Raw genomic sequence first — 24,225 nt, 5'->3', positions numbered from 1 at the left:
ATGAAAACCTGACGATTCACAGGCTGCGGCATCCGGGGACCGGACGCCGCGCCCCGATCCGGGCTAAGCTGGCGGGCTCGAATCGAAGGGTTTCACTGAACTTCCATGGCCGCTGACGACGCCGGCAAGATCCTGGACGAACCGCTGAGCGAGGCGCTGTCGCGGCGCTACCTCGCCTATGCGCTGTCGACCATCACCCAGCGCGCGCTGCCGGACGTGCGCGACGGGCTCAAGCCCGTGCACCGGCGGCTGATGTACGCCATGCGGCTGCTGCGGCTGGACCCGAACACCTCGGCCAAGAAGTCGGCCCGGGTGGTCGGCGACGTGATCGGCAAATACCACCCGCACGGCGACGTGGCGGTCTATGACGCCCTGGTGCGCCTGGCGCAGGACTTCGCCCAGCGCTACCCGCTGATCGACGGCCAGGGCAATTTCGGCAACATCGACGGCGATAACGCCGCGGCCATGCGCTACACCGAGTGCCGTCTGACCGAGGCGGCGCAGCTGCTGCTGGACGGCATCGACGAGGACGCCGTCGACTTCCGCGCCACCTACGACGGCGAGGAAGAGGAGCCGGTGGTGCTGCCGGCGGGCTTCCCCAACCTGCTGGCCAACGGCTCGTCGGGCATCGCCGTTGGCATGGCCACCTCGATCCCGCCGCACAACGCCGCCGAACTGATCGACGCCTGCGTGCTGCTGCTGGACCGGCCGGAAGCCACCACCGTCGAGCTGATGGACAAGGTCCAGGGCCCCGACTTCCCCACCGGCGGGGTGATCGTCGAGAGCCGCGAGAGCCTGCTGGAGACCTACGAGACCGGCCGTGGCGGCGTGCGCCACCGCGCGGCATGGCACAGGGAGGACACCGGCCGCGGCGGCTGGCAGATCGTCGTCACCCAGATGCCCTACCAGGTGAAGAAGGCCGACCTGGTGGAGAAGCTGGCCGAGCTGATCGAGGGCAAGAAGGCCCCGTTGCTGGGCGACGTGCGCGACGAGTCCGCCGAGGACATCCGCCTGGTGCTGGAGCCGCGCTCGCGCACGGTCGAGCCCGAGGTGCTGATGGAGAGCCTGTTCAAGCTCTCCGACCTGGAAAGCCGCTTTCCGGTGAACATGAACGTGCTGGACGCCCGCGGCGCCCCGGTGGTGATGGGCCTGAAGCAGGCGCTGGTCGCCTTCCTCGATCACCGCCGCGAGGTGCTGGTGCGGCGTGCGCGCTATCGGCTGGCCAAGATCGAGGCGCGGCTGCACATCCTCGACGGCCTGCTGATCGTCTTCCTGAACCTGGACGAGGTGATCCGCATCGTCCGCTTCGAGGACGAGCCCAAGGCCAAGCTGATCGAGACCTTCAAGATCGACGACATCCAGGCCGACGCCATCCTCAACACCCGCCTGCGCCAGCTGGCGCGGCTGGAGGAGATGGAGCTGCGCCGCGAGCACGCCGCCCTGTCGGAGGAGCGCGACGGCATCAACGCCATGCTCGGCTCGGACAAGGCGCAGTGGAAGCTGGTGGGCGTGGGCCTGCGCGACGTGCGCAAGATCCTGGGCCCGGACACCACCGTCGGCCGCCGCCGCTCGATCTTCGCCGAGGCGCCCCAGGTGGACACGGCCGCCACCGCCGAGGCCTTCATCACCCGCGAGCCGATCACCGTGATCCTGTCCGAGCGCGGCTGGATCCGCGCGGCCAAGGGCCGGGTGGAGGACCCCTCGGAGCTGAAGTTCAAGGAAGGCGACAAGCTGGCCTTCCTGACGCCGGCCGAGACCACCGACAAGCTGCTGATCTTCGCCTCCGACGGCCGGTTCTTCACCCTGGGCTGCGACAAGCTTCCCTCGGCCCGCGGCCACGGCGAGCCGGTGCGCCTGATGATCGAACTGGAGGACAAGGTCGGCATCGTCGCCGTCTTCCCCTTCAAGGCGGGCCGCAAGCGCTTCATGGCCTCCAAGGCGGGCTACGGCTTCGTCATGCCGGAGGAGGAGGCCCTGGCCACCCGCAAGGCCGGCAAGCAGGTGCTGAACGTCGACGGCGGCGCGGCGCTGATCTGCATGGAGGCGGACGGCGACCAGGTGGCCGTCGTTGGCGACAATGGCAAGATCCTGATCTTCGGCATGGACGAGCTGCCGGAAATGCCGCGCGGCAAGGGCGTCAAGCTGCAGACCTATCGCGAGGGCGCCCTGCGCGACGCGCTGGTGTTCAAGGCCGAGGACGGGGCCGCCTGGATCGACGGCGCCGGCCGCACCCGGGCCTGGCCGGAATGGAAGGACTGGATCGGCAAGCGCGCCGCCTCCGGCAAGCTGGCCCCCAAGGGCTTCCCCACCAGCAAGCGGTTCAGGCCGAAGTAGCCTCGCCTTACGAAAAGATCATCCGCACGGCGCTGGCCCCGCTCGCATAACGCCATTACGTATGGAGCCGGACTCTTCGGGGAGCGGACATGATTCCTCTGATTATCGTGGTCGTCGTCATCGCCGTGCTGGGGATGATGGTGATCGGCGTCTACAACCGCCTGGTCGCCCTGCGGCAGAAGACCAACGAGGCCTTCGCCGACATCGACGTGCAGCTCAAGCAGCGCCAGGACCTGATCCCGAACTTGGTGGAGACGGTCAAGGGCTACGCCACGCATGAACGCGGCACCCTGGACGAGGTCACCCAGGCCCGGACCGCGGCGGTTGCGGCGACCAGCCTGGACGGCAAGATCGCCGCCGAGAACGCGCTCTCGGCCTCGCTCGGCCGGCTGATGGCGGTGGCGGAGTCCTATCCGGACCTCAAGGCCAACACCAACTTCCTGCAGCTGCAGGGCACGCTGCAGGACATCGAGAACAAGCTCGCCGCGGCGCGCCGGTTCTTCAACAACGCCATCAGCGAGTACAATGCCTCGATCCAGACCTTCCCGGCGGTGCTGTTCGCCGGCGCCTTCGGCTTCCAGGCCAAGGAATTCTTCGATCTTGGCGCGGACCGGGCGGCGGCCAACGTGGCGCCGCAGGTCAAGTTCTAGAGCGGGAGCGGCGCCATGCAGGCCGTCGGTCTGCAGACCCACATCTGGAACAACAACCTACGCTCGCTCTTCCTGCTGGTCGGCTTCCCGTTCCTTCTGATCGGGCTGATCTGCGCCCTGGAGATCGCGGCGTCGGTGGCTGGCCTGCTGCCCTCGCGCGAGGACGGCTTCAGCCTGTGGAAGCTGATGGCCGCCTCGGCGCCGGCGGCGCTGGCGGTGGCCGGCGTGTGGTTCGTGATCGCCTATTTCTTCAACCAGGTGATCATCGACATCGCCACCGGCGCGCGCGAGGTCGACCGCCGCGACATGCCCGAGCTGTACAACCTGCTGGAAAACCTGTGCATTTCCCGCGGTCTTCGGACGCCGTCGCTGCGCATCATCGAGACCGACGGGATGAACGCCTTTGCCAGCGGCCTGCATGACGGGCGCTTCTCGGTGACGGTGACCCGCGGGCTTATCGACAATCTGAACAAGGACGAGGTCGAGGCGGTGCTCGGCCACGAACTGACCCACATCATCAACCGCGACGTCCGCACCATGGTCGTCGCCTCGGTGTTCGCCGGCATCATCACCCTGATCTGCCAGATGATCTTCCGGGCGATCTACTGGGGGGCCGGCTGGGGCGGCGGCCGCAGCCGCGACCGGGATGGCGGCAACATGGGCCTGTTCGTGATCCTGGCCATGGTCATCGGCGCGATCGGCTATTTCCTGGCCATCGTCATCCAGATGGCCCTGTCGCGCAGCCGCGAGTACGTCGCCGACGCCGGCTCGGTGGAGCTGACCAAGAACCCGGATGCGATGATCTCGGCGCTGATGAAGGTCTCCGGCCGCGAGCACCTCGACGCGCCGCAATCGATGCGCGCCATGTTCCTGGAGGACAACGACGAGGGCGTGCTCGGCCTGTTCGTCACCCACCCGCCACTGGCCAAGCGCATCGCCGCCCTGCAGCAATACGCCGGCGGCCGCATCGTCGAACCGCCGCCGGCGGCGCCGGGCGCGTCGGTCGCGGCGGGCGGGGCGCCGGCGGCCGACGAACCGACCGGCCCATGGGCCCGTCCGGCGGACGATCAGTCCAAGGGGCCGTGGGGGTAATCCGCGAGGGCCATCCCCCTCCATCTGTCATCCCGGAATTCGCGCAGCGAATATCCGGGACCGCGGCATGCGCCGGCGCCGGCCACCACCTGCAAGCATCAGCGATCTGGGCGGTCCCGGATAAGCCGCTGGCGCGGCTTTCCGGGATGACAGAGGGTTTTGTGCGACCGCTGGCCTAACCCCCGAAGATCCCCGCCACCGCCGCCGCGTCCAGCCGCCGGTACTTGCCTGGCTCCAGGTCGTCCGGCAGGGTCAGGCCGCCGATGCGGTCGCGGTGCAGGGCTTCGACGTGGTTGCCGACGGCGGCGAACATGCGGCGCACCTGGTGATAGCGGCCCTCGGTGATGGTTACCCGCGCCAGGGTGGGGCCCAGCGGCTCCAACCCCGCCGGCAGCAGCGGCTTGTCCTCGCCCTCCAGCATCAGCGTTCCGGCGGCGAACACCGCGCCCTCCGAGCCGTCCAGAGGCCGGGCCAGGGTGGCGAGGTAGCTCTTCTCCAGCTTCGCCTTCGGCGAGATGATCCGGTGCAGCAGGGCGCCGTCGTCCGTCAGCAGCAGCAGGCCCGAGGTGTCCTTGTCCAGCCGCCCGACGGTGGAGATCGCCGGGTCGCGCCGCCGCCAGCGCGCGGGCAGCAGGTCGTACACCAGCGGGCCGGCCTCCTTGTGCGAACAGGTCACGCCCAGCGGCTTGTGCAGCATCAGGGCGATGCCGGGGGGAGGATCCAGCGGGCGGCCGTCGATCTTCAGCCGCGTGGTGAGGTCGTCGGTCAGGGCGATGCGGCGCTCCGCGTCGGACACTTCGACGCCGTCCAGCTCGATGCCGCCGGCGCGCGCCAGGGCGTGGATCTCGCGGCGCGAACCATAGCCGAGATTGGCCAGCAGCCGGTCCAGGCGGAAGGTCGCCGGCTTGCTCATGCCCGGGCCTCCAGCACCTTGAAGCCGCCGCGGTCGGCGTGCGGCGTCACCTTGGCGAAGGCCTCGGCCAGCACCGCCTCGTAGGGCAGGTGGCGATTGGCCACCATCCACAGCACGCCGCCCTTGCGCAGCGCCGCCCGCGCCGCGCGGATGAAGCCCTGGCCGAGCGCCTTGTCCTCGGCGCCGCCGTCGTGGAACGGCGGGTTCATCACCACGAAGTCCAGGTCCGCGAGCCCCGCCTGCGCCCCGTGGGCCCCACGGACGTCGGCCCAGCGGATGTCGGCCCGGGGGTCGGTGACGTTGCGCTGCGCCGCCTCCACCGCCCGGCGATCGATGTCGAGCAGCGCCAGCCGGCTCACGGCCGGCGCGGCCAGCACCTTCAGCCCCAGGATGCCGATGCCGCAGCCGAAATCGGCGCCGGCCCCGGACAGGGAGGGCAGGGTCTCGGCCAGCAGCGCCGTGCCCGGATCGATCCGGTCCCAGCTGAACACCCCCGGCTGGGTCCAGAGCCCACCCAGCTGGCGCGGCCCACCCTCGGCGATCGCGGCATCGAGTCCCTGCGGCTGGGGCGGCCGGGCGACCACGCAGATGCGGTGATGCTTCCTGGCCGTCTCGCCCACCGCGCAGCCGAACGCCTGCAGCTCCTTGCCCAGGCGCGAGCCGCCCTTGTCCTTGGGCGCCAGGGCGGTCAGACGGCCGCCGACCTTCAGGGCGCGCAGCGCCTGCGCCAGGGCGTAGCGGCGCTCCACCGTGCCCGGGGGCGCCAGCATCACCAGGCTCTCCAGCGATCCGTCGTCGATGGCCTCCAGCGCGGTCGCGCCGGGCGACAGCGGCGAGACCTGCACCGCGCCGGCGGCGGGGGCGGCGAGGGCGGGGGGCGGGGCGCCGTAGACGGCGGCGGTTCTGCTCAAGACGGCGGCATCGGTCATCGCCGTCGTATAGCGGCGAACCCGCCTGCGTCTCCAGGCGTTTGAGGCGGGGGCCTGGAGGGTGACATGGCTGCAAGACCGATGTGGCAGGGACACCTGCGCCTGTCCCTGGTGAGTTGCCCGGTGGCGATGTACTCGGCGATCCAGCGGACCGGCGACGTGCACTTCAACATGCTGCACAAGACCACGCACAACCGCATCCGCATGGTGCCCACCGATCCGGAGACCGGGCCGGTGGAGCGGGACGACATCGTCAAGGGCTACGAGCTGGAGAAGGACCACTATGTGGTGGTCACCCAGGACGAGATCGACAACGTCCGGCTGGAGAGCACCCGCACCATCGATATCGACCGGTTCGTCGACCAGGCCGACATCGACCGCCTGTACTGGGACGAACCGCACTATCTGGTCCCCGACGGCAAGCCGGCGGCCGAAGCCTTCGTCGTGATCCGCGAGGCCATGCGCAAGGCGGGCCGCATCGCCCTCGGCAAGGTGGTGATGCACCAGCGCGAGCGGCTGCTGGCGCTGGAGCCCTACGAGGACGGCATGATCGCCTGGACCCTGCGCGCGCACGCCGAACTGCGCCAGCCGCAGGACTTCTTCGACGACATCCCCTCGCTGAAGGCCGACCCGAAGATGGTGGAGATCGCCACCCGGATCATCGAGCAGCAGGAGGGGCCCTTCGACCCCAGCCAATTCGTCGACCGCTACGAGGAGGCGCTGAAGGCGCTGATCCGCGCCAAGGAGAAGGGCGCTGGCCGCCAGGTGACCGCCGAGGAGCCCAAGGACACCAACGTCGTCGACCTGATGGAGGCCCTGCGCCGCAGCCTGGGCAAGCCGGGGGCGAAGTCGAAGGCGGCGGCCCACACGAAGCCGGCGGCGCGCAAGTCGTCCGCCAAGAAGGCCCCGGCGCGGAAGAAGGCTTCCTGAGCCCGGTTGCCCCTCCCACTGTCATCCCGGAATCCGCGCAGCGGATATCCGGGACCGCGGCAGGCGCTGGCGCTAGCCACTACTGATTAATCGGCGTTTCCGGCGGTCCCGGATCTGCGCTTCGCTGCGTCCGGGATGACAGAGGGGAGGGGAGCGGCGGGCTCCGCTCTCAATGCGAGCGCATCGCGTCGATCTCGGCCTTCATCTTCTCCGGGTCCATGGCGTTGGTGCGCACGCGGGCCTGGAAGTCGGACGTGGAGTTCTCGCGCGGATAGGGCGTTTCCGGAACGGGCACACCGAGGAAGGCGCACAGCGGCGCCCAGCCCTGGGCGGCTTCGAACACCAGCAGGCGCTCCGGCGGAACCGTCGCCAGCACATCGTCGGTGTGGCGCTGGAAGTGTTCGACCATGTACTCGCGCTCGTGCTGGCGGCCCTGGTATTCCTCCATCACCATGCCGAAGAAATCCTTCATCGGCTCCGGCGGATTCACCGCGCCGCCGCCCGGGGCGAAGATCGTCGCCTGAGTGGAGTCGAACCACTTGTTCGGGTCGCGCACCGTGTGGATCAGCTTGGCGTCGGGATAGTAGTCCATCAGCTCGCGCCAGAACCGGCAGCCGGGATGGTCGACCATCGCCTGATAGCCGTCGAACAGCTTGTCCCAGTCCGGCCGGCCGCGCCCCGCCTCGACCCACAGCGGCACGCTCTCGGGATGCATGAACACCTCCACCATGTGGTGGCAGGGCCCGAACCCGAGCTGTTCCAGAGCCAGTTTCAGCGACATCGTCCCGGTCCGGCCCAGGCCGGTGCCGATCACCTTCAGCGCCATGTTCGTCTCCCTTGCCGCGCCCCGCTGCCCCCGCTTCGGGCCGGCGCGCCAAAGGCCACGCTAGCAGACCCCGTAACGGCGGTCACCGACTGGACGTGGCCGGTTCTGAGGCTAAGGTGCCGGCGCTCCCCGACCCATCGCATGCCCACGGAGACCCCCATGGCCTTCAACGCCGCCGAGTGCTTTGCCGCCGACTACCAGGCCGCCCGGGCCATGTTCCAGGGTGCGGTGGCCGAAGCCGACGGGTCCCTGGACAGCGTCACCCATCCCGAACGCGGACCTGACGGCGGTGAGCTGGCCACCGATATCGCCTGGTTCGGGCCGCGCGACGCCGAGAAGGTGCTGGTCACCCTGTCCGGCACCCACGGGGTCGAAGGCTTCTGCGGCTCGGGCGCCCAGGTGCACTGGCTGCGCCGCGCCGAGCACCGGCGGCTGCCGGCGGGCGTGGCCGTCATGCTGGTACACGCGGTCAATCCCTACGGCTTCGCCTGGCTGCGGCGGGTGACCGAGGACAACGTCGACCTGAACCGCAACTGGATCGACTTCGCCGGGCCCCTGCCGGCCAACCCGGCCTACGACCGCCTGCACGACATCTTCTGCCCCGCCGAATGGGGCGCCGAGGTCCAGGCGCACACCGCCGCCGAACTGCTGCGTTTCGCGGCGGAGCATGGGCCGGCGGCGCTGCAGGCGGCGATGAGCGGCGGCCAGTTCAGCCACCCCGACGGGGTGTTCTTCGGCGGCGCCGGACCGACCTGGTCGCGGCGCACCCAGACCGAGATCTACCGCGCGCACCTGTCGAAGGCGGCGAAGGTCGGGATCATCGACTTCCACACCGGCCTCGGCCCGTGGGGCTTTGGCGAACAGATCGTGGTGGCGCGGCCGGAGACCGCGGACTTCGCGCGGGCGCGGTCCTGGTACGGCTCGGCGATCACCTCGCCTTCGGCCGGCACCTCCACCAGCGCCGACATCACCGGCGATGGCCTGTCGGCGGCGCCGCAGATCCTGTCGAACGCCCAGGTTACCGGCATGGCGCTGGAGGTTGGCACCCGGCCGATCGCCGATGTCACCCTGGCCCTGCGCGCCGACGCCTGGCTGCACGCGCATGGCGATCCGACCAGCCCACAGGCCGCGCCGATCAAGCGCCAGATCCGCGACGCCTTCTATGGCGACGCCGACGACTGGAAGGGGATGGTGGCCGGCCAGTCGATGCTGGTCTGCCGCCAGGCGGTGGCCGCGCTCGCCGCCGGGTGAGCTATTCCGACGCCTCGATCGGCCCCACCACGGGCGCGGAGGGCGGGCGCAGGATCAGCAGCAGCGGGAACAGGCCCAGGGTGATGATCCAGATCAGGCCGAACACCCAGTCGTAGCTGATCATCGAGCCCTGGCGGCTGATCTCGCCGTCGAGGATCTGCAGCCCGCTGGCGGTGTTGAGGTTCATGAACGGAGGCAGCGACCAGGCCAGCACCGGGTCGCCCGGCTGGATGTTGCGGGTCAGCGCCTCGTGCGCCACCGCCCCGTGGCGGATCAGCAGCGCCTGCATCATCGAGATGCCGACGCTGGAGCCCAGGCTGCGGGCCATGGTCGAGACGATGGTGCCCTCGGTGCGATGCACCGGGTTCAGTGTCACATAGGCCAGCGAGGTCAGCGGCGAGAACAGCAGGCCGACCCCGAACCCCTGGATCACCCCGGCCACCATGATCGGCTGCGAGGTCATGGAGAGGTCGAACTGGGTCATCATCGAGATCGCCACAAGGCTCACCAGCAGCCCCACCACCAGCACCTTGCGCGGCCCAAAGCGGCGCAGCAGGAAGGGCACACAGATGAAGGCGCAGAACGAGCCCAGGCCCCGTGGCATGCTGGCCAGGCCGCTCTCCAGCACCGAATAGCCCAGCAGGTTCTGCATCAGCGACGGCAGCAGGGCGGTGATCGAGAACAGCAGCGCGCCGACGAAGAAGCCGAAGATGGTGGTGCCGACGAAATTGGCGTCGCGCGCCAGGTCGCGGTGGAAGAACGGCGCATCGGAGGTCGCCGTCTGCACCACGAACACCCACAGGCCTGCGGCGCCCGCGGCGGCCTCGACCCAGATCTCCTTGGACTGGAACCAGTCCTGGCTGGGGCCGCGGTCCATCATCAGCTGGAAGGCGCCGACGAACAGCACCAGGGCGCCGAAGCCCAGGAAGTCGAACTTGCGCTGCCGTCCCCCGTCGTCGTGGTCCATGAAGATCCACAGGCCGGCGAACGCCAGGGCCCCGATCGGCACGTTGATGTAGAAGCACCAGCGCCAGGAATAGTTCTCGGTCAGCCAGCCGCCGAGGGCCGGTCCGACGATCGGCCCCAGGATCACCGCCGCGCTCCAGATCGCCATCACCTGGGGCAGGCGCTCCATGGGGAAGATGTCCAGCATGATGTTCTGGCTCATCGGCATCATCGACGCCCCGGCAATCCCCTGCAGCAGGCGGAAGATGACGATCTCCGGCAGGCTGGTGGCGATGCCGCACAGCATCGAGGCGGCCGTGAAGCCGGCGATCGACAGCAGGAACATCCGCTTGCGGCCGAACTTCTGCGACAGCCACCCCGACAGCGGCGTCATGATCGCCGTGGCGATGATGTACGAGGTCAGCACCCAGGTGATCTGGTCCTGGGCCGCCGAGACGCTGCCCTGGATGTGCGGCAGGGCGACGTTGGCGATGGTGGAATCCAGGGTGTTCATCAGCGTGGCCAGGATCATGGCCCCGGTGATCGGGATGCGATTCTGGATGTCCTGCGCCGACGCCACTGGTCTTCCCCCGGCGTCTTGCCGCGCCCCCGGCTATGCGTAAACGCCGATCACGCCGAGTCAATCAAGCTTGGACTTGCCGGTCCAACATCCGCACACCCCCCAATCTGTCATCCCGGACTCCGCGCAGCGGATATTCGGGACTGCGGCAGGCGCTGGCGCTCGCTACGGCCGGCGCGCGGCAGCGTTTCCGGCGGTCCCGGATCGGCGCTGCGCGCCGTCCGGGATGACAGTGGGGAAGGGGGAAGCGGGAACGGGGCCGGCGAGCCCCCCCCCCTCTACCGCTCACTGTTGGCGCGCACCGCCGCGAAGGTCTGGTCGCGCAGCAGCCGGCCGTTCTCCCAGACCAGGTCCAGGGCGTCGCTCCAGCCGCCATCGGCTGCGCCTTCCGCGCCCTCCGCCACCGTGCGGAAGTCGCCGGCCGCGTTCTGCTGCAGCATCAGCCGCCCGGCCTTCGAACGCTTGCCGGGGTCGGTGACCGGGTCCTTGGAGACGCCGATCCAGTCGCCATCGACGCAGGCCGCCGAGCATTTCAGGGCGAACTTCTGGGTGTCGCGGTCCAGCTGCTGCAGCAGCCCGCCGCCCATGCCGAACGCCAGGTTCTCGGCGCTGAAGCCCATGCCCGTCACCCGGTCCAGGATCTGGCCGATGCTGACCGGATTGACCCCGTCGCCCTGGATCACCCGCACATGGTTCAGCACCTTGAAGCCCTTGCCGTTGACGCTGGAGCCGAAGGTTTCGTCCAGCGCCTTGAGGGTCTCGGCCACCATGGTCGCCGGATCGCCGCTGTCGGGGCGCACCACCAGGGTCGCACCGGAATCGATCACCGCCTGGCGCAGTTCGCCGCCCCACAGGTCACGCACCGCGTGGAACAGATCGTAGCTGTCGGAGACCACCGAGAACAGCGCGCCCGGCCTGCCGAACTGCGCCAGCATGTTGCGATAGGCGTCGACCTCGCGGTCGCGGCCCCAGCTGGTGATGGTGCTGTGCTCCGCGGCGGGGATCGAGGCGGCCGCCATCGGCTCGCCGTACCAGGCGCGGCCGGCCAGGATCGCGGCCACCGTGTCGCTGCCCTGGAAGTTGACCAGGTGCGCCAGGCCGCCCAGCGCCGCCGATTGCTGGCTCGACACCCCGCGCGAGCCGAAGTCGTGCAGCTTGAACGGCAGCTCGGCGGCGGCGTTGTCGCTGGTCGCCTCCAGGGCGGCGCGCAGCTGCTGCTTCACGTGCCAGCTGATGGTGGCGACGGTGGTCGGGTACCAGACCCGCAGCAGCAATGTCTCCAGATACGACGGCAGCCAGAACGCCTCGGGATCGGTGTTCTCGATGGTCATCATCACGTTGTGCGTGGGCACCACGGTCCCTTCCGCCAACGCCCGGATGCGCACCGGCAGCCGCCCGCGGTGCACGTCAACGATCCGCCGCCAGCCGGCCTCGTTGAACGGCTCGCCGTGCGCGGCGAACAGGTCGCGCGCCTCGTCGACATCGGCATGCGTCACGGGGCGGCCGAGCTGGGCCTTGAGGATCGCCTGCAGGCCGAAGAACACCGTGCGGTCATGACGCCCGCCCCGGCTCTCGACGTAGGAGAACACGCCGCTGGTCCCGGGCGGATACTGCAGCCAGTGGCTGGCCTTGTAGCTGTCGGTGTCGAGGATCAGGTTGTCGAACATCGCGGAAGCTCCTTCGCGCGGCCCCAACGGGTGGGGTGGTCCGGCCCGTCTGTCGGGCCGCTGTGAACGGGGTTGTGCGGGCTCAGGCGCCGCCCAGGAAGTGCTCGAGGATGTGGAAGTGGTCCTCGAACATCTGCTCCTCCATCAGCATCGCCTCGCTGACCGGAATCCAGCGCACCTGGTCGGCGTCGTCCGCGGCGCGGGCCCTGGGCAGTTCGCCAGCGGGAAAGTCGAAGTGGAAGGCGTGGGTGATGGTCCGCCCGCGCAGCGACCGGCCTGGGTGGTCGAACACCTGGCGCGCCTTCAGCGAGCCCTTCAGCACCGGCAGCGGCAGCTTGACCCGGGTCTCCTCGCGCAGTTCGCGCAGGGCGGCGTCCAGCACCGTCTCGTCCTGGTTCACGAAGCCGCCCGGCAGGGCCCACAGGCCGCGGCCCGGTTCGGCCCGCCGGCGCACCATCAGCACATGGCCCGAATGCACGACCACGGCGTCGGCGGTGACGAAGGTGGGCGGGTAGGGGGCCGCGGCCCAGGCCTGGCGATAAGTGCGGATGAAGGCGTCCTCGCGCGCCAGCTGGGCATAGGCCGGCGAGGCGCTGCGGAACGCCTCCAGCATGGCGAACACCGGCGCGGGGACATTGGCTTCGACCATCAGGCGGCCCCCCGCGTCGCCCGAGAACAGCCAGGCGCGGATCTCGGTGGCCGACAGCACCTCGGTGTGCTGCACATCGACCAGCGGCCATTGCGGGAACGCGGCCAGGTAGGCGCTGGTGTCGTCCTTCTGCCGGCCGATCAGGCCGACCTTCGCGTCCGCGGCCGCGCCGTCGTCCGCCAGGGCCTGCGCCACCAGGGTCTGCACCTCGGCGACCCACAGGGTGTCGTTGTAGAGATGGTCGCGCAGGGGCCGGACGATCAGGCGCCCGGCCTCGTCCCCCGCCGCGGCGCGGATCATCACCGCCCGCTCGCTGGCGTTCCAGGGATTGCGGATGGTGCGCGGCTGGCCCGCGCTGCCGGTCAGGACGATCACCTTGCGCGCCAGGCGCAGGGCATGGGCCAGGACAGAGAGGTGGCCGTTGTGCAACGGCTGGAAGCGTCCGATCAGGACCAGATAGTCGTAGGGCATGAGGCTCCCCCATGCGGTTGAACGCGGCCGGTCTATCCAGCCGCGAGAGTTATGCTATGAGTGAGCATAAGGGGTGTCAAGCATCATTATGTTGTCGCTCGACACGCCCGGCGCTTAGCGCCCGACGAACACCGGCTTGCGCTTTTCCAGGAAGGCCTTGCGCGCCTCGCGGCCGTCCTCGCTGCCAAAGGCGATACGGATGTTCGCAACCTCGTAGCGAAGTTGTGCTTCCATGTCATTGGATTCCATGGACTTCACCATGCCGCGCTTGAGCAGGCGCAGGGTGATCGGCGACCATTCGCACAGCTGGGCGCAATAGGCCTCCAGCCGCTCGGCGAACTGGGCGTCGTCCACCGCCTCGCCGGCCATGCCCCAGTCCAGGGCTTCGGCGCCGGTGACGGTGCGGTTCTCCATCATGAAGCGCATGGCCCGCTCGTAGCCCATGATCTGCGGCAGGGTGATGGTCAGGCCGGCGTCCGGTGACCCGCCGATGCGGGTATAGCCGGCCATCAGCCGGGCGCTGGAGGCGATCAGGCGTACGTCGGTGGCCATCGCCAGCCCCAGGCCGGCGCCGACCGCCACGCCGTTGATGCCGCCGACCACCGGCTTGTCGCAGCGCTTGCGCACCGCCAGCAGGAAGTTGCCGACCCAGCCGATGTCGTCCAGCTGCGCGGTCATCCGGGTGTGCGGGCTGTAGGGCTCGCCGCCCGTCAGGTCGAGCCCGGCGCAGAAGGCGTCGCCGCTGCCGGTGATCGCCACCACCCAGACGTCGTCGTTCTTCGCCGCCTCGTCCACTGCCGCGACGATCGCCCAGGCCAGCTGGGTGCTCAGCGCGTTCTTCTTTTCCGGCCGGTTCAGGGTGATGGTCCTGACGTGACCCTTATCCGCGACCTTCACCAGTTCCGACATCTTCAGACTCCCTTCGCGGCCGGTTGAGCGCCGGCCTGATGTGCTTGCGGGCCACTGTGCCACCGCGGCGCGGCGGCGGCGAGGCCCGTCAGTTCTCCTCGCGCATCTGGCGCGGATGACCGATGTCGGCGGTAGGATAGCCGAACACGATGCCCGCCTTCACCACGGCGCCCAGCCGGTCGGTGAGCGGATAGGCCATGTGATTCTCGACCGCCGTGATCTGGAACTGCAGGTCCTGCGCCTTGCGCACCAGGGGCATGCGCCATTCGAAGAGGTCGGAATGGGCGGTCTGGGCCACGGTTTCGGCGCAGGGCTGGGCCGTGGTCAGGGTCACGGGCCGGGCCAGCACCACCACATAGCGCACCGCATCCGGCTTCAGCGCATCGGCGTCGAGCCTGGGGTTGCGCTCGTCGCCGTCCTTGCGGCCCCAGGAGTCGAAGATCACACCGGCCGGCAGGGTCAGCGGCGCCGGATCGCGCGCATCGAGCGCGGACCCGCGGCAGACCCGGAAGTTGGCCACGTCCGCCGGCAGCTGTCTGGCCGCCTGCAGATCGGCCGCGAGGTCGGCGGGTGAGGGCGGCGCGGGCGCCGGCGCGATCGAGGCGCTGGCGGGCGCCGTGGACGCCGCGGGTGTCCTGCCCGTGCAGCCGGCCAGCCCACCGGCGGCCGCGATCGAAAGCAAGACGACCCGCATCGGCGTTCTCCGGATTTCCGGCAGCATAGCTTGGCGTGGCCGGCGCGGGGAGGGCTGGCGACGGCCTCAGCCCGCCAGGGCGCCCAGGCCGCGGCTCAGGTCCTCGATCAGGTCGCCCGGGTCCTCCAGGCCGATGTTCAGCCGCAGCACCGGCCCGTCGTAGGCCTTGCGGAACCGGCGGTGGACCAGCTGATGATCGCAGTCGAGCGCCAGGCTCTCGAAGCCGCCCCAGGAGAACCCGAGGCCGAACAGCTTCAGGGCGTCCAGCAGGGCGTGCACCCTGGCCTCGGCGACCGGCTGCAGCACGACGCCGAACAGGCCCGCGGCCCCGCTGTAGTCGCGCTTCCAGAGCTCATGGTCGGGCGCGCCGGGAAGCGCCGGGTGCAGCACCTGCAGCACCTGCGGCTGGCGGCTGAGCCACTCGGCCACGATCAGGCTGCTGGCGCCGTGGCGCGCCATGCGGGTCGGCAGGGTGCGAAGCCCGCGCAGCATCTGGTAGGCGTCTTCCGGCGCCACCGCCCAGCCGAAGTCCCAGATGGCGTGGTCCAGCGCCGAACAGAGCGCCGGATCGCTGGCCGCGGCCGAGCCCATGAACACGTCCGAATGGCCGCCGACGTACTTGGTCAGCGCCTGGACGCTGATGTCGACCCCGTGCGCCAGCGGCTTGAACAGCAGGCCGGCGCCCCAGGTGTTGTCGATCAGGGTCAGCGCGCCGCGGGCCCTGGCCGCCGCCGCGACGGCGCGGACGTCGTGCATCTCGAAGGTCAGCGAACCGGGGCTCTCCAGCATCACCAGCCGGGTCGCCGCCGACCAGGGCAGGGCGTCCGGCGCCGTGCGCGGCTCGAAATAGCGCACCTGCACGCCGTACCGGGTCAGCACGTTGTCGCAGAACCGGCGGGTCGGCTTGTAGGCGGTGTCGGTGACCAGCACCTCGTCGCCGGCCTTGAGCACGGCCAGCAGGGCGCCGGTGACGGCGGCAAGGCCCGAGGGGAACAGGCGCACGGCCTGCGCGCCCTCCAGCTCGGCCAGGGCGTCCATCAGGGCATTCTGCGCCGCCAGCCCGCCGCGGCCGTAGGTGGTCTGGCGCTCGTCGTAGAGCGAGGCCGCATCGGGCAGCAGCACCGTCGAGCCCTTCTGGATCGGCGGGCCGACGGTCTTGGCCAGCCGGCCGTGCGAGCGCATGCCGGCCCGGATCAGCCGGGTCTCGTCACGGCCGCCGGTCATCCGCGCTTCGCCTCCAGCGGCAGGACCTCGCTCATGCCGGCCCCGTCACCACAGGCGTGTCCTCCCGGCCGCCCCATTCGGTCCAGGAGCCGTCGTACACCGCCACGTCCTCGCGGCCGATGCGGGCCAGGCCGAGCGCCAGCACGCAGGCGGTGATCCCCGAGCCGCAGGAGGTGGTGATCGGCCCCTTCAGGTCGACGCCGGCCGCTTCGAAGGCGGCGGTGATCGCCGCCGGCTCGGCCAGGGTCCCGTCGGCCGTCACCAGGGCGGCGAACGGCACGTTGCGCGCGCCCGGCATATGGCCGCTGCGCAGGCCCTCGCGAGGCTCCGGCGTCTCGCCGGTGAAGCGCGCGGCCGGCCGGGCGTCGACCACCTGGCCGTCGCCGGCCTGGAGCGTGGCCTTCACCTGGGCGACATCGCGCACCAGCGCCGGCCGCGGATGCGCCTTGAACTCGCCGTGCGGCGGCGGCTCGGGCCAGCCCGTCTCGACGGGGCGACCGTCCGCCAGCCAGGCCTTCAGCCCGCCGTCCAGCACGAACACCCGATCGTGGCCCATCTGGCGGAACGTCCACCACACCCGCGGCGCCGACATGATGCCGACGCTGTCGTAGACCACGATCGTGGACGTCGGCTCGACGCCCAGCCGCCGGGCCGCGGTGGCGAACTCGTGCGGCGAGGGGAGCATGTGCGGCAGTCCCGTCGCATGGTCGGCGATGGCGTCGATGTCGAAGAACCGGGCGCCCGGAATGTGCTGCTCGGCAAACTCCTTGGCCGGATCGCGACCCGCCTGCGGCATTTGCCAGCTGCCGTCCAGGATCACCAGGTCGGGATCGGCCAGGTGCTCGGCGAGCCAGGCGGGAGAGACCAGAGGGTTCATGTGAGCCAAGGCGGGGTCGGCAGACCCCGCTCCTTCAGGAAGTCCGGGTTGAACAGCTTGCTCTGATAGCGCGAGCCGTGGTCGCAGAGGATGGTCACGATGGTGTGGCCGGGGCCGAGGTCGCGCGCCATGCGGACCGCGCCGGCGACGTTGATGCCCGTCGAGCCGCCCATCACCAGGCCTTCGTGCTGCGCCAGGTCGTAGACCTGCTCCAGCATCTCGGCGTCGGAAATGCGGTAGGGGTGGTCGACGGTCAGGCCCTCCAGGTTGGCGGTGATGCGGCCCTGGCCGATGCCCTCGCTGATCGAGGTCCCCTCGGACTTCAGCTCGCCATGCGCATAGTAGTCGTACAGCGCCGCGCCATAGGGATCGGCCAGGCCGATGGCGACGTCCGCACGGCGCTGGCGCAAGGCCATGGCCACGCCCGCCAGGGTGCCGCCGGAGCCGACCGCGCAAATGAAGCCATCCACCTTGCCGGCGGTCTGCTCCCAAATTTCCGGGCCGGTGCCTTCCACGTGCGCCTGGCGGTTGGCGACGTTGTCGAACTGGTTGGCCCAGATCGCGCCGGCCGGCTCGCTGGCGGCCAGCTCCTCGGCCAGACGCCCCGAATACTTCACGTAGTTCATCGGGTTGGCGTAGGGGACCGCATCCACCTCCACCAGCTCGGCGCCGGCCAGGCGGATGGCGTCCTTCTTCTCCTGGCTCTGGGTGCGGGGAATGACGATCGTGGTGCGATAGCCCAGCGCCGTGCCGACCATGGCCAGGCCGATGCCGGTGTTGCCGGCCGTGCCCTCGACGATCCGCCCGCCAGGGCGCAGCTGGCCGCGGCGCTCGGCGTCGCGGATGATCCACAGGGCCGCCCGGTCCTTGACCGACTGGCCCGGGTTCATGAACTCGGCCTTGGCCAGGATTTCGCAGCCGGTGGCGTCGCTGGCGCGGTTCAGGCGGATCAGCGGCGTGTTGCCGATCGCGTCGAGGACACTCTTGGAGACGGGGTCTGTGCGCGCGGGACTGGCCATGGCCCCTAAATCGCGGGGTCCGGCGAGGGGCGCAAGGGGCAAGCCTGTCAGAAAAGCTCAGCTTCGGCTCAGGCTCAGTTGCACCACATTGGTCCGCTCGGTGCGGAACCCCGCCTCGCAATAGCTGAGGTAGAAGCGCCAGAGCCGGCGGAAGCGTTCGTCGAAGCCCTGGCCCTTGATGTCGTCCCAGGCCGCCTCGAACCGCCGCGCCCACTCCGCCAGGGTGTCGGCATAGTTCTGGCCGAACCGGACCACGCTTTTCCACTCCAGGCCGGCGCGCTCGACCTCCTCGTGCAGCCGCGCCTCGCTCGGCAGCATCCCGCCCGGGAAGATGTACTTCTGGATGAAGTCGGCGCGGCTGCGGTAACCGGCGAACAGCTCGTCGCGAATGGTGATGATCTGCAGGCCGGCGCGGCCGCCGGGGGAGAGCACGTCGCGCACCTTGCCGAAATAGGCCGGCCAGTATTCCTCGCCGACCGCCTCGAACATCTCGATGGAGGCGACGCGGTCGTACTGGCCCTCCACGTCGCGATAGTCGATCAGCCGGATGTCGGCCTTTTCCGCCAGCCCCTGGTCGAACAGGCGCTTGCGCGCGAACTCGTACTGCGCCGGCGAGATGGTGACGCCGGTGACCCGCGCGCCGACCTCCTTGGCCGCGAACTCGGCGAAGCCGCCCCAGCCGCAGCCGATCTCCAGCACGGTGTGCTCGGCGCGCAGGTCGATCTGGCGCGCCAGGCTGGCGTACTTGTTGCGCTGTGCTTCCGACAGGGTCTGGCCGGGCCGCTCATAGCGGGCGGACGAATAGGTCATGCTGGGATCCAGCCAGCGCGAATAGAAGGCGTTGCCCAGGTCGTAGTGGGCCTGGATGTTGCGGCGCGCGCCCTTGCGGCTGTTGCGATGGAACAGCAGCGAGACGAAGTTCGCCGCCCGCAGCACCGGATTGCCGTCCATCAGGCGCTGCAGCCGGTCCAGGTTGGCGGTGAAGGCCTCCAGCAGGGCGGATAGGTCGGGCGTGTCCCACTCGCCGGCCATGAAGCCTTCGCCGAAGCCGATGTCGCCCGAGCCCAGAACCCGGGCCACGAAGTGGAAATCCCGCACGATCAGTCGTCCATCGGGCCCTGGCTCGGTTCCCTGGATGAAGATCTCGCGGCCCGACGGCAAGACGAACGTCAGCCTTCCGAATTGCCAATTCTGAGAAGCGATCGCAACGACGCTCCGAAAGGCTGCCGGCGCCTTTCGCAGCTCCGGGTCGCCGGGTCCGATACGCGCATCGGCGGAGATGTCTGCGGTTGCATCAGTCGCACGCGTCATGGGCGTCACGCTCTTCTGCTCTACGAGCACTATAACATTGATATTTGAGCTCGATAATCACTCCGCAAGCGCCTGATAGGCCTGCAGCGCGCGCTCGCGCGCCCTGGCGTGGCCGACGATGGGCTTGGGATAGGTCTGGCCCAGGGCGACGCCCGCGGCGCGCAACAGGGCGGGGTCGGCGGTCCACGGCTGGTGGATCAGCTTCGCCGGCAGCTTCGCCAGTTCCGGGACCCAGCGGCGCACATAGGCCCCGTCGGCGTCGAACCGCTCACCCTGCAGGATCGGGTTGAAGATGCGGAAGAACGGGGCGGCGTCCGCCCCGCTGCCCGCGACCCACTGCCAGTTGCAGACATTGTTGGCCAGGTCGGCGTCCACCAGGGTGTCCCAGAACCAGGCCTCGCCCTCGCGCCAGTCGATCAGCAGGTGCTTGACCAGGAACGAGGCGACGATCATGCGCACCCGGTTGTGCATCCAGCCCGTGGTCCACAGCTCGCGCAGGCCGGCGTCGACGATCGGATAGCCGGTCTGCCCGCGGCGCCAGGCCTCCAGCGCCTCGGCGTCCTGGCGCCAGGGGAAGCCGTCGAAGCCGCCAGCGAAGTTCTCGGTCTCGATGCGGGGGTTGTGGAACAGCAGGTGGTGGTTGAACTCGCGCCAGCCCAGCTCGCGCAGGAAGGCCTCCGCCTGGTCCTCGCTCAGCGCATCGCGCGCCACCGCCGCCTGGACCGCGACCCAGACCTGCCGCGGGCCGATCTCGCCGAAGTGCAGGTGCGCGGACAGGCGCGAGATCGCCGCCCGGGCCGGGAAGTCCCGGCCCTCGGCATAGTCGCGCGCCGGGCCGTCCAGGAAGGCGTCCAGCCGCCGGCGTGCGCCGGCCTCGCCGGGGGTCCAGTCGCCGAACCCGCCGCTCCAGTCGGGCTTGCGCGGATGCAGGCGCCAGGACGCCAGGCGGCGCGTCGGCGGCCAGTCGTCCGGCGTCGCCAGCCGGCGGGGGCGCGGCGAAGGCTCGGGCTGGTCGATCATCGCCCGGGCCGCGCGCCAGTAGGGGGTGAACACCTTGAAGGGGCCGCCGGCGCCCGTCTTGACCTGCCAGGGTTCGTTCAGCAGGCCGGCGTTGAAGCTCTCGCACGCCAGGCCGTCGTCGCGCAGCGCCGCCTTCACCGCCGTGTCCCGCGCCACCCCGGCGCCGTCGTACACGCGGTTCCAGAACACGGCCTCAGCGCCCGTCTCCCGCGCCAGCCGGCGCAGCACCGTCTGCGCCTCGCCCCGGCGCAGCACCAGCCGCGAGCCGAGGCGCTTGAGGTCTTCGGCCAGCGCCGCCAGCGACTTGTCCAGCCACCAGCGCGAGGCGGCGCCCATCGCGCGCAGGCCCGGGGTTTCATCGAGGACATAGAGGGGAACCACCGGCCGGCCCGTGGCGTGCGCGGCGGCCAGGGCCGGGTTGTCGGTCAGCCTGAGATCCTGCCGGAACCAGACGATCGCCGGCGCCTCTGTTCCCATGCCTTGCGCCCCCGCCAACGCCAACACCTTGCGCCGCAACGGCCAGGCGGTCACTTGTACGGCCGCGCGCAGCGCCTGGATCAGGAGCGTACCGACATGCAGCCAAGTTCCGTGGTCGAGGTCAGGGCCGGCGCCGGCCACGCCGTGCGCATCGGCAACGCCGAGCGGCTCTCCCTGATTGCCGGGCCCTGCCAGCTGGAAAGCCGCCAGCACGCCCTGGAGACCGCCCACGCCCTGGCCGAGATCGCCCGGCGGCTGGACGTCGGGCTGATCTACAAGACCTCGTTCGACAAGGCCAACCGCACCTCGGCCGCCGCGGCGCGCGGCGTCGGCCTGGACGAGGCGCTGCCCATCTTCGCCGAGATCCGCGAGGTGACGGGCCTGCCGGTGCTGACCGACGTGCACGAGATCGACCAGTGCGCCCGCGCGGCCCAGGCGGCCGACGTGCTGCAGATCCCGGCCTTCCTCAGCCGGCAGACCGACCTGATCGTCGCCGCCGCGCAGACCGGCCGGGCGCTGAACATCAAGAAGGGCCAGTTCCTGGCGCCCTGGGACATGCGCAACGTCGTCGACAAGGCTCTGCAGGCCGGCAATCCGAACGTGATGGCCTGCGAGCGGGGGGTCTCGTTCGGCTACAACACCCTGGTCTCGGACATGCGGGCCTTGCCGATCCTGGCGGCGATCGGCTGCCCCGTGGTGTTCGACGCCACCCATTCGGTGCAGCAGCCGGGCGGGCAGGGGACCAGCTCGGGCGGCCAGCGCCAGTTCGTGCCGGTGCTGGCGCGCGCCGCGGTGGCCGTGGGCGTGGCGGCGGTGTTCATCGAGACCCATCCGGACCCGGACCACGCCCCCTCCGACGGACCGAACATGGTGCCGCTGAACGCCTTCGAGGCCCTGGCGGCGGAGCTGCTGGAATTCGACGCCCTGGCCAAGCGCCGGCCGCTCGCCGCCGGTTGACCGCACCGCCCAAGCGAGCGCAGACCCTGGCCATGGACCTCTCCAGTCTCCAGCCCCTGCTGGCCGCGGTCGCCGGCGTCCGGGTCGTCACCGTCGGCGACGTGATGGTGGACCGCTTCGTCTATGGCGACGTCACCCGGGTTTCGCCCGAGGCGCCGATCCCGATCATGGCTCGCCAGAGCGAGGCCCTGATGCTGGGCGCGGCCGGCAACGTGGCGCGCAATGTCGCCGCGCTCGGCGGCCTGGCGGCCCTGGTGGGGGTGATCGGCGACGACGAGCCGGCGCGCGACGCCCTGCGCCTGGTGGGCCAGGAGGGCGGTGTCGAGGGCTTCCTGATCCGCGACGACGGCCGGCCCACCACCCTGAAGACCCGCTTCGTCTCGCAGGGTCAGCAACTGCTGCGCGTCGACCTGGAGCAGACCCACCCCGTCGCCGATGAGGTCGAGCGGCGGCTGGTCCGCACCCTGCATGACGCCGCGCGGGGCGCCGGCGCGATCCTCTTGTCCGACTACGGCAAGGGGGTCGCCTCGCCCACGGTGATCGAGGCCTGCCTGGCCGCCGCCGCCGCCAACGGCGCGGTGCTGATCGTCGATTCAAAGGCCCGCAGCTTCCGCCGCTATGGCGCCGTCGACCTGATCAAGCCCAACGCCGCCGAGCTGGCCTACGCCACCGAGCTGCCGGCCGAGACCGACGCCGAGGTCGAGGCCGCCCTCGCCCGGGCGCTGCAGCTGACGGACAGTCGGGCGATCGTGGTCACCCGCGCCGCCAAGGGCATGTCGCTGGCCGTGCGCGGCCAGGCCGTGCGCCACTTCAGCCGACCGCCGCCGGAGGTGTTCGACACCTCGGGGGCCGGCGACACGGCGCTCGCCGCCCTGGGGCTGGCGCTGGCGGCCAAGGCGCCGGTCGATCAGGCGATCGAATTCGCCCTGCTGGCCTCCAGCGTGGTCGTTGAGAAGGCCGGCACCGCCACCGCCAGCCCCGAGGAGCTGATCGAGGCCGAGCTGGCCGCCGCCCTGGCGCCCTCCGAGGCCAAGGTGGTCACGCCCGAACGCATGGCGCGCCAGGTCGCCCGCTGGCGTGAGCGCGGGCTGAAGATCGGCTTCACCAACGGCTGCTTCGACATCCTCCATCCGGGGCATGTGGCCTATCTGGCGCAGGCCCGGTCCTGGTGCGACCGGCTGATCGTCGGGCTCAACACCGACCGGTCGGTGCGCGCGCTGAAGGGGGAGGGGCGTCCGGTGAACGACCTGGAGGCCCGCGCCCTGGTGCTGGCCGGCCTGGCGTCGGTGGATCTGGTGGCGCCGTTCGACGACGACACGCCCATCGCCCTGATCCGTGCGGCGCGGCCGGACGTGCTGATCAAGGGCGCCGACTATGCCGTGGAGGAGGTGGTCGGCCACGACCTGGTGGCCTCCTGGGGCGGCGAGGTGCGGCTGGCGACACTGGTCGGCGGCCACTCCACCACCTCGACCCTGCGCAAGCTGGCGGGCGAGCGATGAGCCGGCGGGTGGTGCTGGTCACCGGCGGGGCGGGCTTCATCGGCTCCAACATCGCCGGGCGCTTCGCCGCCGATCCGGACGTGGACGTGGTGGTCTGCGACCGGCTGCGCGAGGCCGACCTAGGCAAGTGGCGCAACCTCGCGCCGCATCCGATCGCCGACTTCATCGCCCCCGAGGCGCTGCAGGACTGGCTGGCGTTCCGCGGCCAGGCGGTGAAGCTGGTCGTGCACATGGGCGCGGTCTCGTCGACCACCGAGCCCGACGCCGACAAGGTGATCCACAGCAACTTCAGCCTGTCGCGCGACCTGTTCCGCTGGTGCGCAGAGAACGGCCGCCGGTTCATCTACGCCTCCTCGGCGGCGACCTACGGCGACGGCGCCCTGGGCTTCGACGACGACAACGGCTACGCGGCCTTGTCCGCCCTGCGGCCGCTCAATGTCTACGGCTGGTCCAAGGCCCTGTTCGACCTGTTCGCGGTGCGCGAGGCCGCGCGCCAGGCCGCGCCGCCGCAATGGGTCGGGCTGAAGTTCTTCAACGTCTACGGGCCCAACGAGGAGCACAAGGGGCCGATGCGCTCGGTGGTCTCGCAGATCTGGCCCGACGTCGTCGCCGGCCGGACGGTGAAGCTGTTCCGCTCGCACCACCCCGGCTACGCCGACGGCGGCCAGCTGCGCGACTTCGTCTACGTTCGCGATGTGGTCGACGTGGTCGACTGGCTGGCCCGGTCCGAAAGAATGAGCGGCATCTTCAACCTGGGCTCCGGCCGGGCCCGATCGTTTGCCGACCTCGCCGGCGCGGTGTTCGCGGCGGCCGGGCGCGACCCGGACATCGAATACGTCGACATGCCCCCGGCCCTGCAGGGGCGCTACCAGTACTTCACCGAGGCCCGGATGGATCGGCTGCGCGCCGCCGGCTACACCGCCGCCTTCACCGGGCTGGAGAAGGGGATCGCCGACTACGCCGCGCGCGATCTTGCCCTTCGCCACCCCCCGCTCGGCTAG

21 protein-coding genes are annotated in these 24,225 nt (G+C 70.4%); 8 read left to right on the top strand and 13 right to left on the bottom strand.

Going from position 1 to position 24,225, the window contains the following annotated elements; all coding sequences use genetic code 11:
• Nucleotides 1–105: 105 nt before the first annotated feature.
• The 3 genes from parC (at nt 106) to ACO2Q3_RS07625 (ending at nt 4,076) form a co-directional block, all read left to right on the top strand.
• Entirely contained in the window at nt 106–2,334 is a 2,229-nt protein-coding gene (parC, locus tag ACO2Q3_RS07635; protein WP_423305959.1) for a DNA topoisomerase IV subunit A, read from the top strand.
• Between the two features lie 89 nt (nt 2,335–2,423).
• Nucleotides 2,424–2,984 carry a LemA family protein gene (locus ACO2Q3_RS07630; protein WP_423305958.1) on the top strand — a complete coding sequence of 187 codons (561 nt, stop codon included), beginning with the start codon at nt 2,424–2,426 and terminating at the stop codon, nt 2,982–2,984.
• A 15-nt stretch (nt 2,985–2,999) separates the two neighbouring features.
• On the top strand, nt 3,000–4,076 hold the full coding sequence (locus tag ACO2Q3_RS07625; RefSeq protein ID WP_423305957.1) for a M48 family metallopeptidase: 1,077 nt from the start codon (nt 3,000–3,002) through the stop codon (nt 4,074–4,076).
• Between the two features lie 175 nt (nt 4,077–4,251).
• Here ACO2Q3_RS07625 and ACO2Q3_RS07620 read toward each other — a convergent pair whose 3' ends face one another.
• Together ACO2Q3_RS07620 and ACO2Q3_RS07615 are read right to left on the bottom strand one after the other, a co-directional pair.
• Entirely contained in the window at nt 4,252–4,989 is a 738-nt protein-coding gene (locus ACO2Q3_RS07620) for a pseudouridine synthase (protein ID WP_423305956.1), read from the bottom strand.
• On the bottom strand, nt 4,986–5,918 hold the full coding sequence (locus ACO2Q3_RS07615; RefSeq protein WP_423305955.1) for a class I SAM-dependent methyltransferase: 933 nt from the start codon (nt 5,916–5,918) through the stop codon (nt 4,986–4,988). Before ACO2Q3_RS07615 ends, ACO2Q3_RS07620 begins: the two co-directional genes overlap by 4 nt.
• 66 nt (nt 5,919–5,984) lie before the next feature.
• On the opposite strand from ACO2Q3_RS07615, the gene ACO2Q3_RS07610 reads away from it, so the two are divergent.
• Nucleotides 5,985–6,848, top strand: a complete 864-nt coding sequence (locus ACO2Q3_RS07610; protein ID WP_423305954.1) for a Ku protein — start codon at nt 5,985–5,987, stop codon at nt 6,846–6,848.
• Nucleotides 6,849–7,017: 169 nt separating this feature from the next.
• Here the strand turns inward: ACO2Q3_RS07610 and ACO2Q3_RS07605 are convergent, their stop codons facing one another.
• Nucleotides 7,018–7,674 carry a sulfotransferase family protein gene (locus tag ACO2Q3_RS07605; RefSeq protein ID WP_423305953.1) on the bottom strand — a complete coding sequence of 219 codons (657 nt, stop codon included), beginning with the start codon at nt 7,672–7,674 and terminating at the stop codon, nt 7,018–7,020.
• Nucleotides 7,675–7,833: 159 nt separating this feature from the next.
• Here ACO2Q3_RS07605 and ACO2Q3_RS07600 point away from each other — a divergent pair, with 159 nt between their 5' ends.
• Complete coding sequence (locus ACO2Q3_RS07600) at nt 7,834–8,925, top strand: M14 family metallopeptidase (protein WP_423305952.1); 1,092 nt, start codon at nt 7,834–7,836, stop codon at nt 8,923–8,925.
• Nucleotide 8,926: 1 nt separating this feature from the next.
• Here ACO2Q3_RS07600 and ACO2Q3_RS07595 read toward each other — a convergent pair whose 3' ends face one another.
• The 10 genes from ACO2Q3_RS07595 to ACO2Q3_RS07550 all read right to left on the bottom strand — a co-directional run bounded on the left by ACO2Q3_RS07595 (nt 8,927) and on the right by ACO2Q3_RS07550 (nt 20,768).
• The gene (locus ACO2Q3_RS07595) at nt 8,927–10,450 is read right to left on the bottom strand and encodes a DHA2 family efflux MFS transporter permease subunit (RefSeq protein WP_423305951.1); all 1,524 of its coding nucleotides are present in this window, start codon (nt 10,448–10,450) and stop codon (nt 8,927–8,929) included.
• Between the two features lie 278 nt (nt 10,451–10,728).
• Nucleotides 10,729–12,117, bottom strand: a complete 1,389-nt coding sequence (locus tag ACO2Q3_RS07590; RefSeq protein WP_423305950.1) for a nicotinate phosphoribosyltransferase — start codon at nt 12,115–12,117, stop codon at nt 10,729–10,731.
• An 82-nt stretch (nt 12,118–12,199) separates the two neighbouring features.
• Entirely contained in the window at nt 12,200–13,237 is a 1,038-nt protein-coding gene (locus ACO2Q3_RS07585; RefSeq protein WP_423305949.1) for a bifunctional nicotinamide-nucleotide adenylyltransferase/Nudix hydroxylase, read from the bottom strand.
• Between the two features lie 114 nt (nt 13,238–13,351).
• Nucleotides 13,352–14,146 carry an enoyl-CoA hydratase/isomerase family protein gene (locus tag ACO2Q3_RS07580; RefSeq protein WP_423305948.1) on the bottom strand — a complete coding sequence of 265 codons (795 nt, stop codon included), beginning with the start codon at nt 14,144–14,146 and terminating at the stop codon, nt 13,352–13,354.
• 88 nt (nt 14,147–14,234) lie between these two features.
• Entirely contained in the window at nt 14,235–14,840 is a 606-nt protein-coding gene (locus ACO2Q3_RS07575; RefSeq protein ID WP_423305947.1) for a hypothetical protein, read from the bottom strand.
• 66 nt (nt 14,841–14,906) lie between these two features.
• Complete coding sequence (metC, locus tag ACO2Q3_RS07570) at nt 14,907–16,064, bottom strand: cystathionine beta-lyase (RefSeq protein WP_423305946.1); 1,158 nt, start codon at nt 16,062–16,064, stop codon at nt 14,907–14,909.
• 31 nt (nt 16,065–16,095) lie between these two features.
• On the bottom strand, nt 16,096–16,941 hold the full coding sequence (gene sseA / locus ACO2Q3_RS07565) for a 3-mercaptopyruvate sulfurtransferase (protein ID WP_423305945.1): 846 nt from the start codon (nt 16,939–16,941) through the stop codon (nt 16,096–16,098).
• Complete coding sequence (locus tag ACO2Q3_RS07560; RefSeq protein ID WP_423305944.1) at nt 16,938–17,960, bottom strand: cysteine synthase A; 1,023 nt, start codon at nt 17,958–17,960, stop codon at nt 16,938–16,940. The genes sseA and ACO2Q3_RS07560 overlap by 4 nt, the downstream gene beginning before the upstream one ends.
• Nucleotides 17,961–18,017: 57 nt before the next feature.
• A complete protein-coding gene (locus ACO2Q3_RS07555) occupies nt 18,018–19,271 on the bottom strand; it encodes a class I SAM-dependent methyltransferase (RefSeq protein ID WP_423305943.1) in 1,254 nt (417 codons plus the stop codon).
• Between the two features lie 57 nt (nt 19,272–19,328).
• A complete protein-coding gene (locus ACO2Q3_RS07550) occupies nt 19,329–20,768 on the bottom strand; it encodes a cryptochrome/photolyase family protein (protein ID WP_423305942.1) in 1,440 nt (479 codons plus the stop codon).
• A 96-nt stretch (nt 20,769–20,864) separates the two neighbouring features.
• Between ACO2Q3_RS07550 and kdsA the strand changes: the two genes are divergently transcribed.
• From kdsA to rfaD, 3 genes are read left to right on the top strand one after another with little or no spacing between them, the layout of a single operon-like run.
• A complete protein-coding gene (gene kdsA, locus ACO2Q3_RS07545) occupies nt 20,865–21,725 on the top strand; it encodes a 3-deoxy-8-phosphooctulonate synthase (protein WP_423305941.1) in 861 nt (286 codons plus the stop codon).
• A gap of 32 nt (nt 21,726–21,757) precedes the next feature.
• Entirely contained in the window at nt 21,758–23,224 is a 1,467-nt protein-coding gene (rfaE2, locus tag ACO2Q3_RS07540) for a D-glycero-beta-D-manno-heptose 1-phosphate adenylyltransferase (protein ID WP_423305940.1), read from the top strand.
• Nucleotides 23,221–24,225 carry an ADP-glyceromanno-heptose 6-epimerase gene (gene rfaD / locus ACO2Q3_RS07535; protein WP_423305939.1) on the top strand — a complete coding sequence of 335 codons (1,005 nt, stop codon included), beginning with the start codon at nt 23,221–23,223 and terminating at the stop codon, nt 24,223–24,225. The genes rfaE2 and rfaD overlap by 4 nt, the downstream gene beginning before the upstream one ends.

Source organism: Caulobacter sp. KR2-114, assembly GCF_049446115.1.
GTDB lineage: Bacteria > Pseudomonadota > Alphaproteobacteria > Caulobacterales > Caulobacteraceae > Acaudatibacter.
The sequence above is the reverse complement of the archived record's forward strand: the minus strand, read 5'-3'. Positions and strand labels throughout refer to the sequence as shown.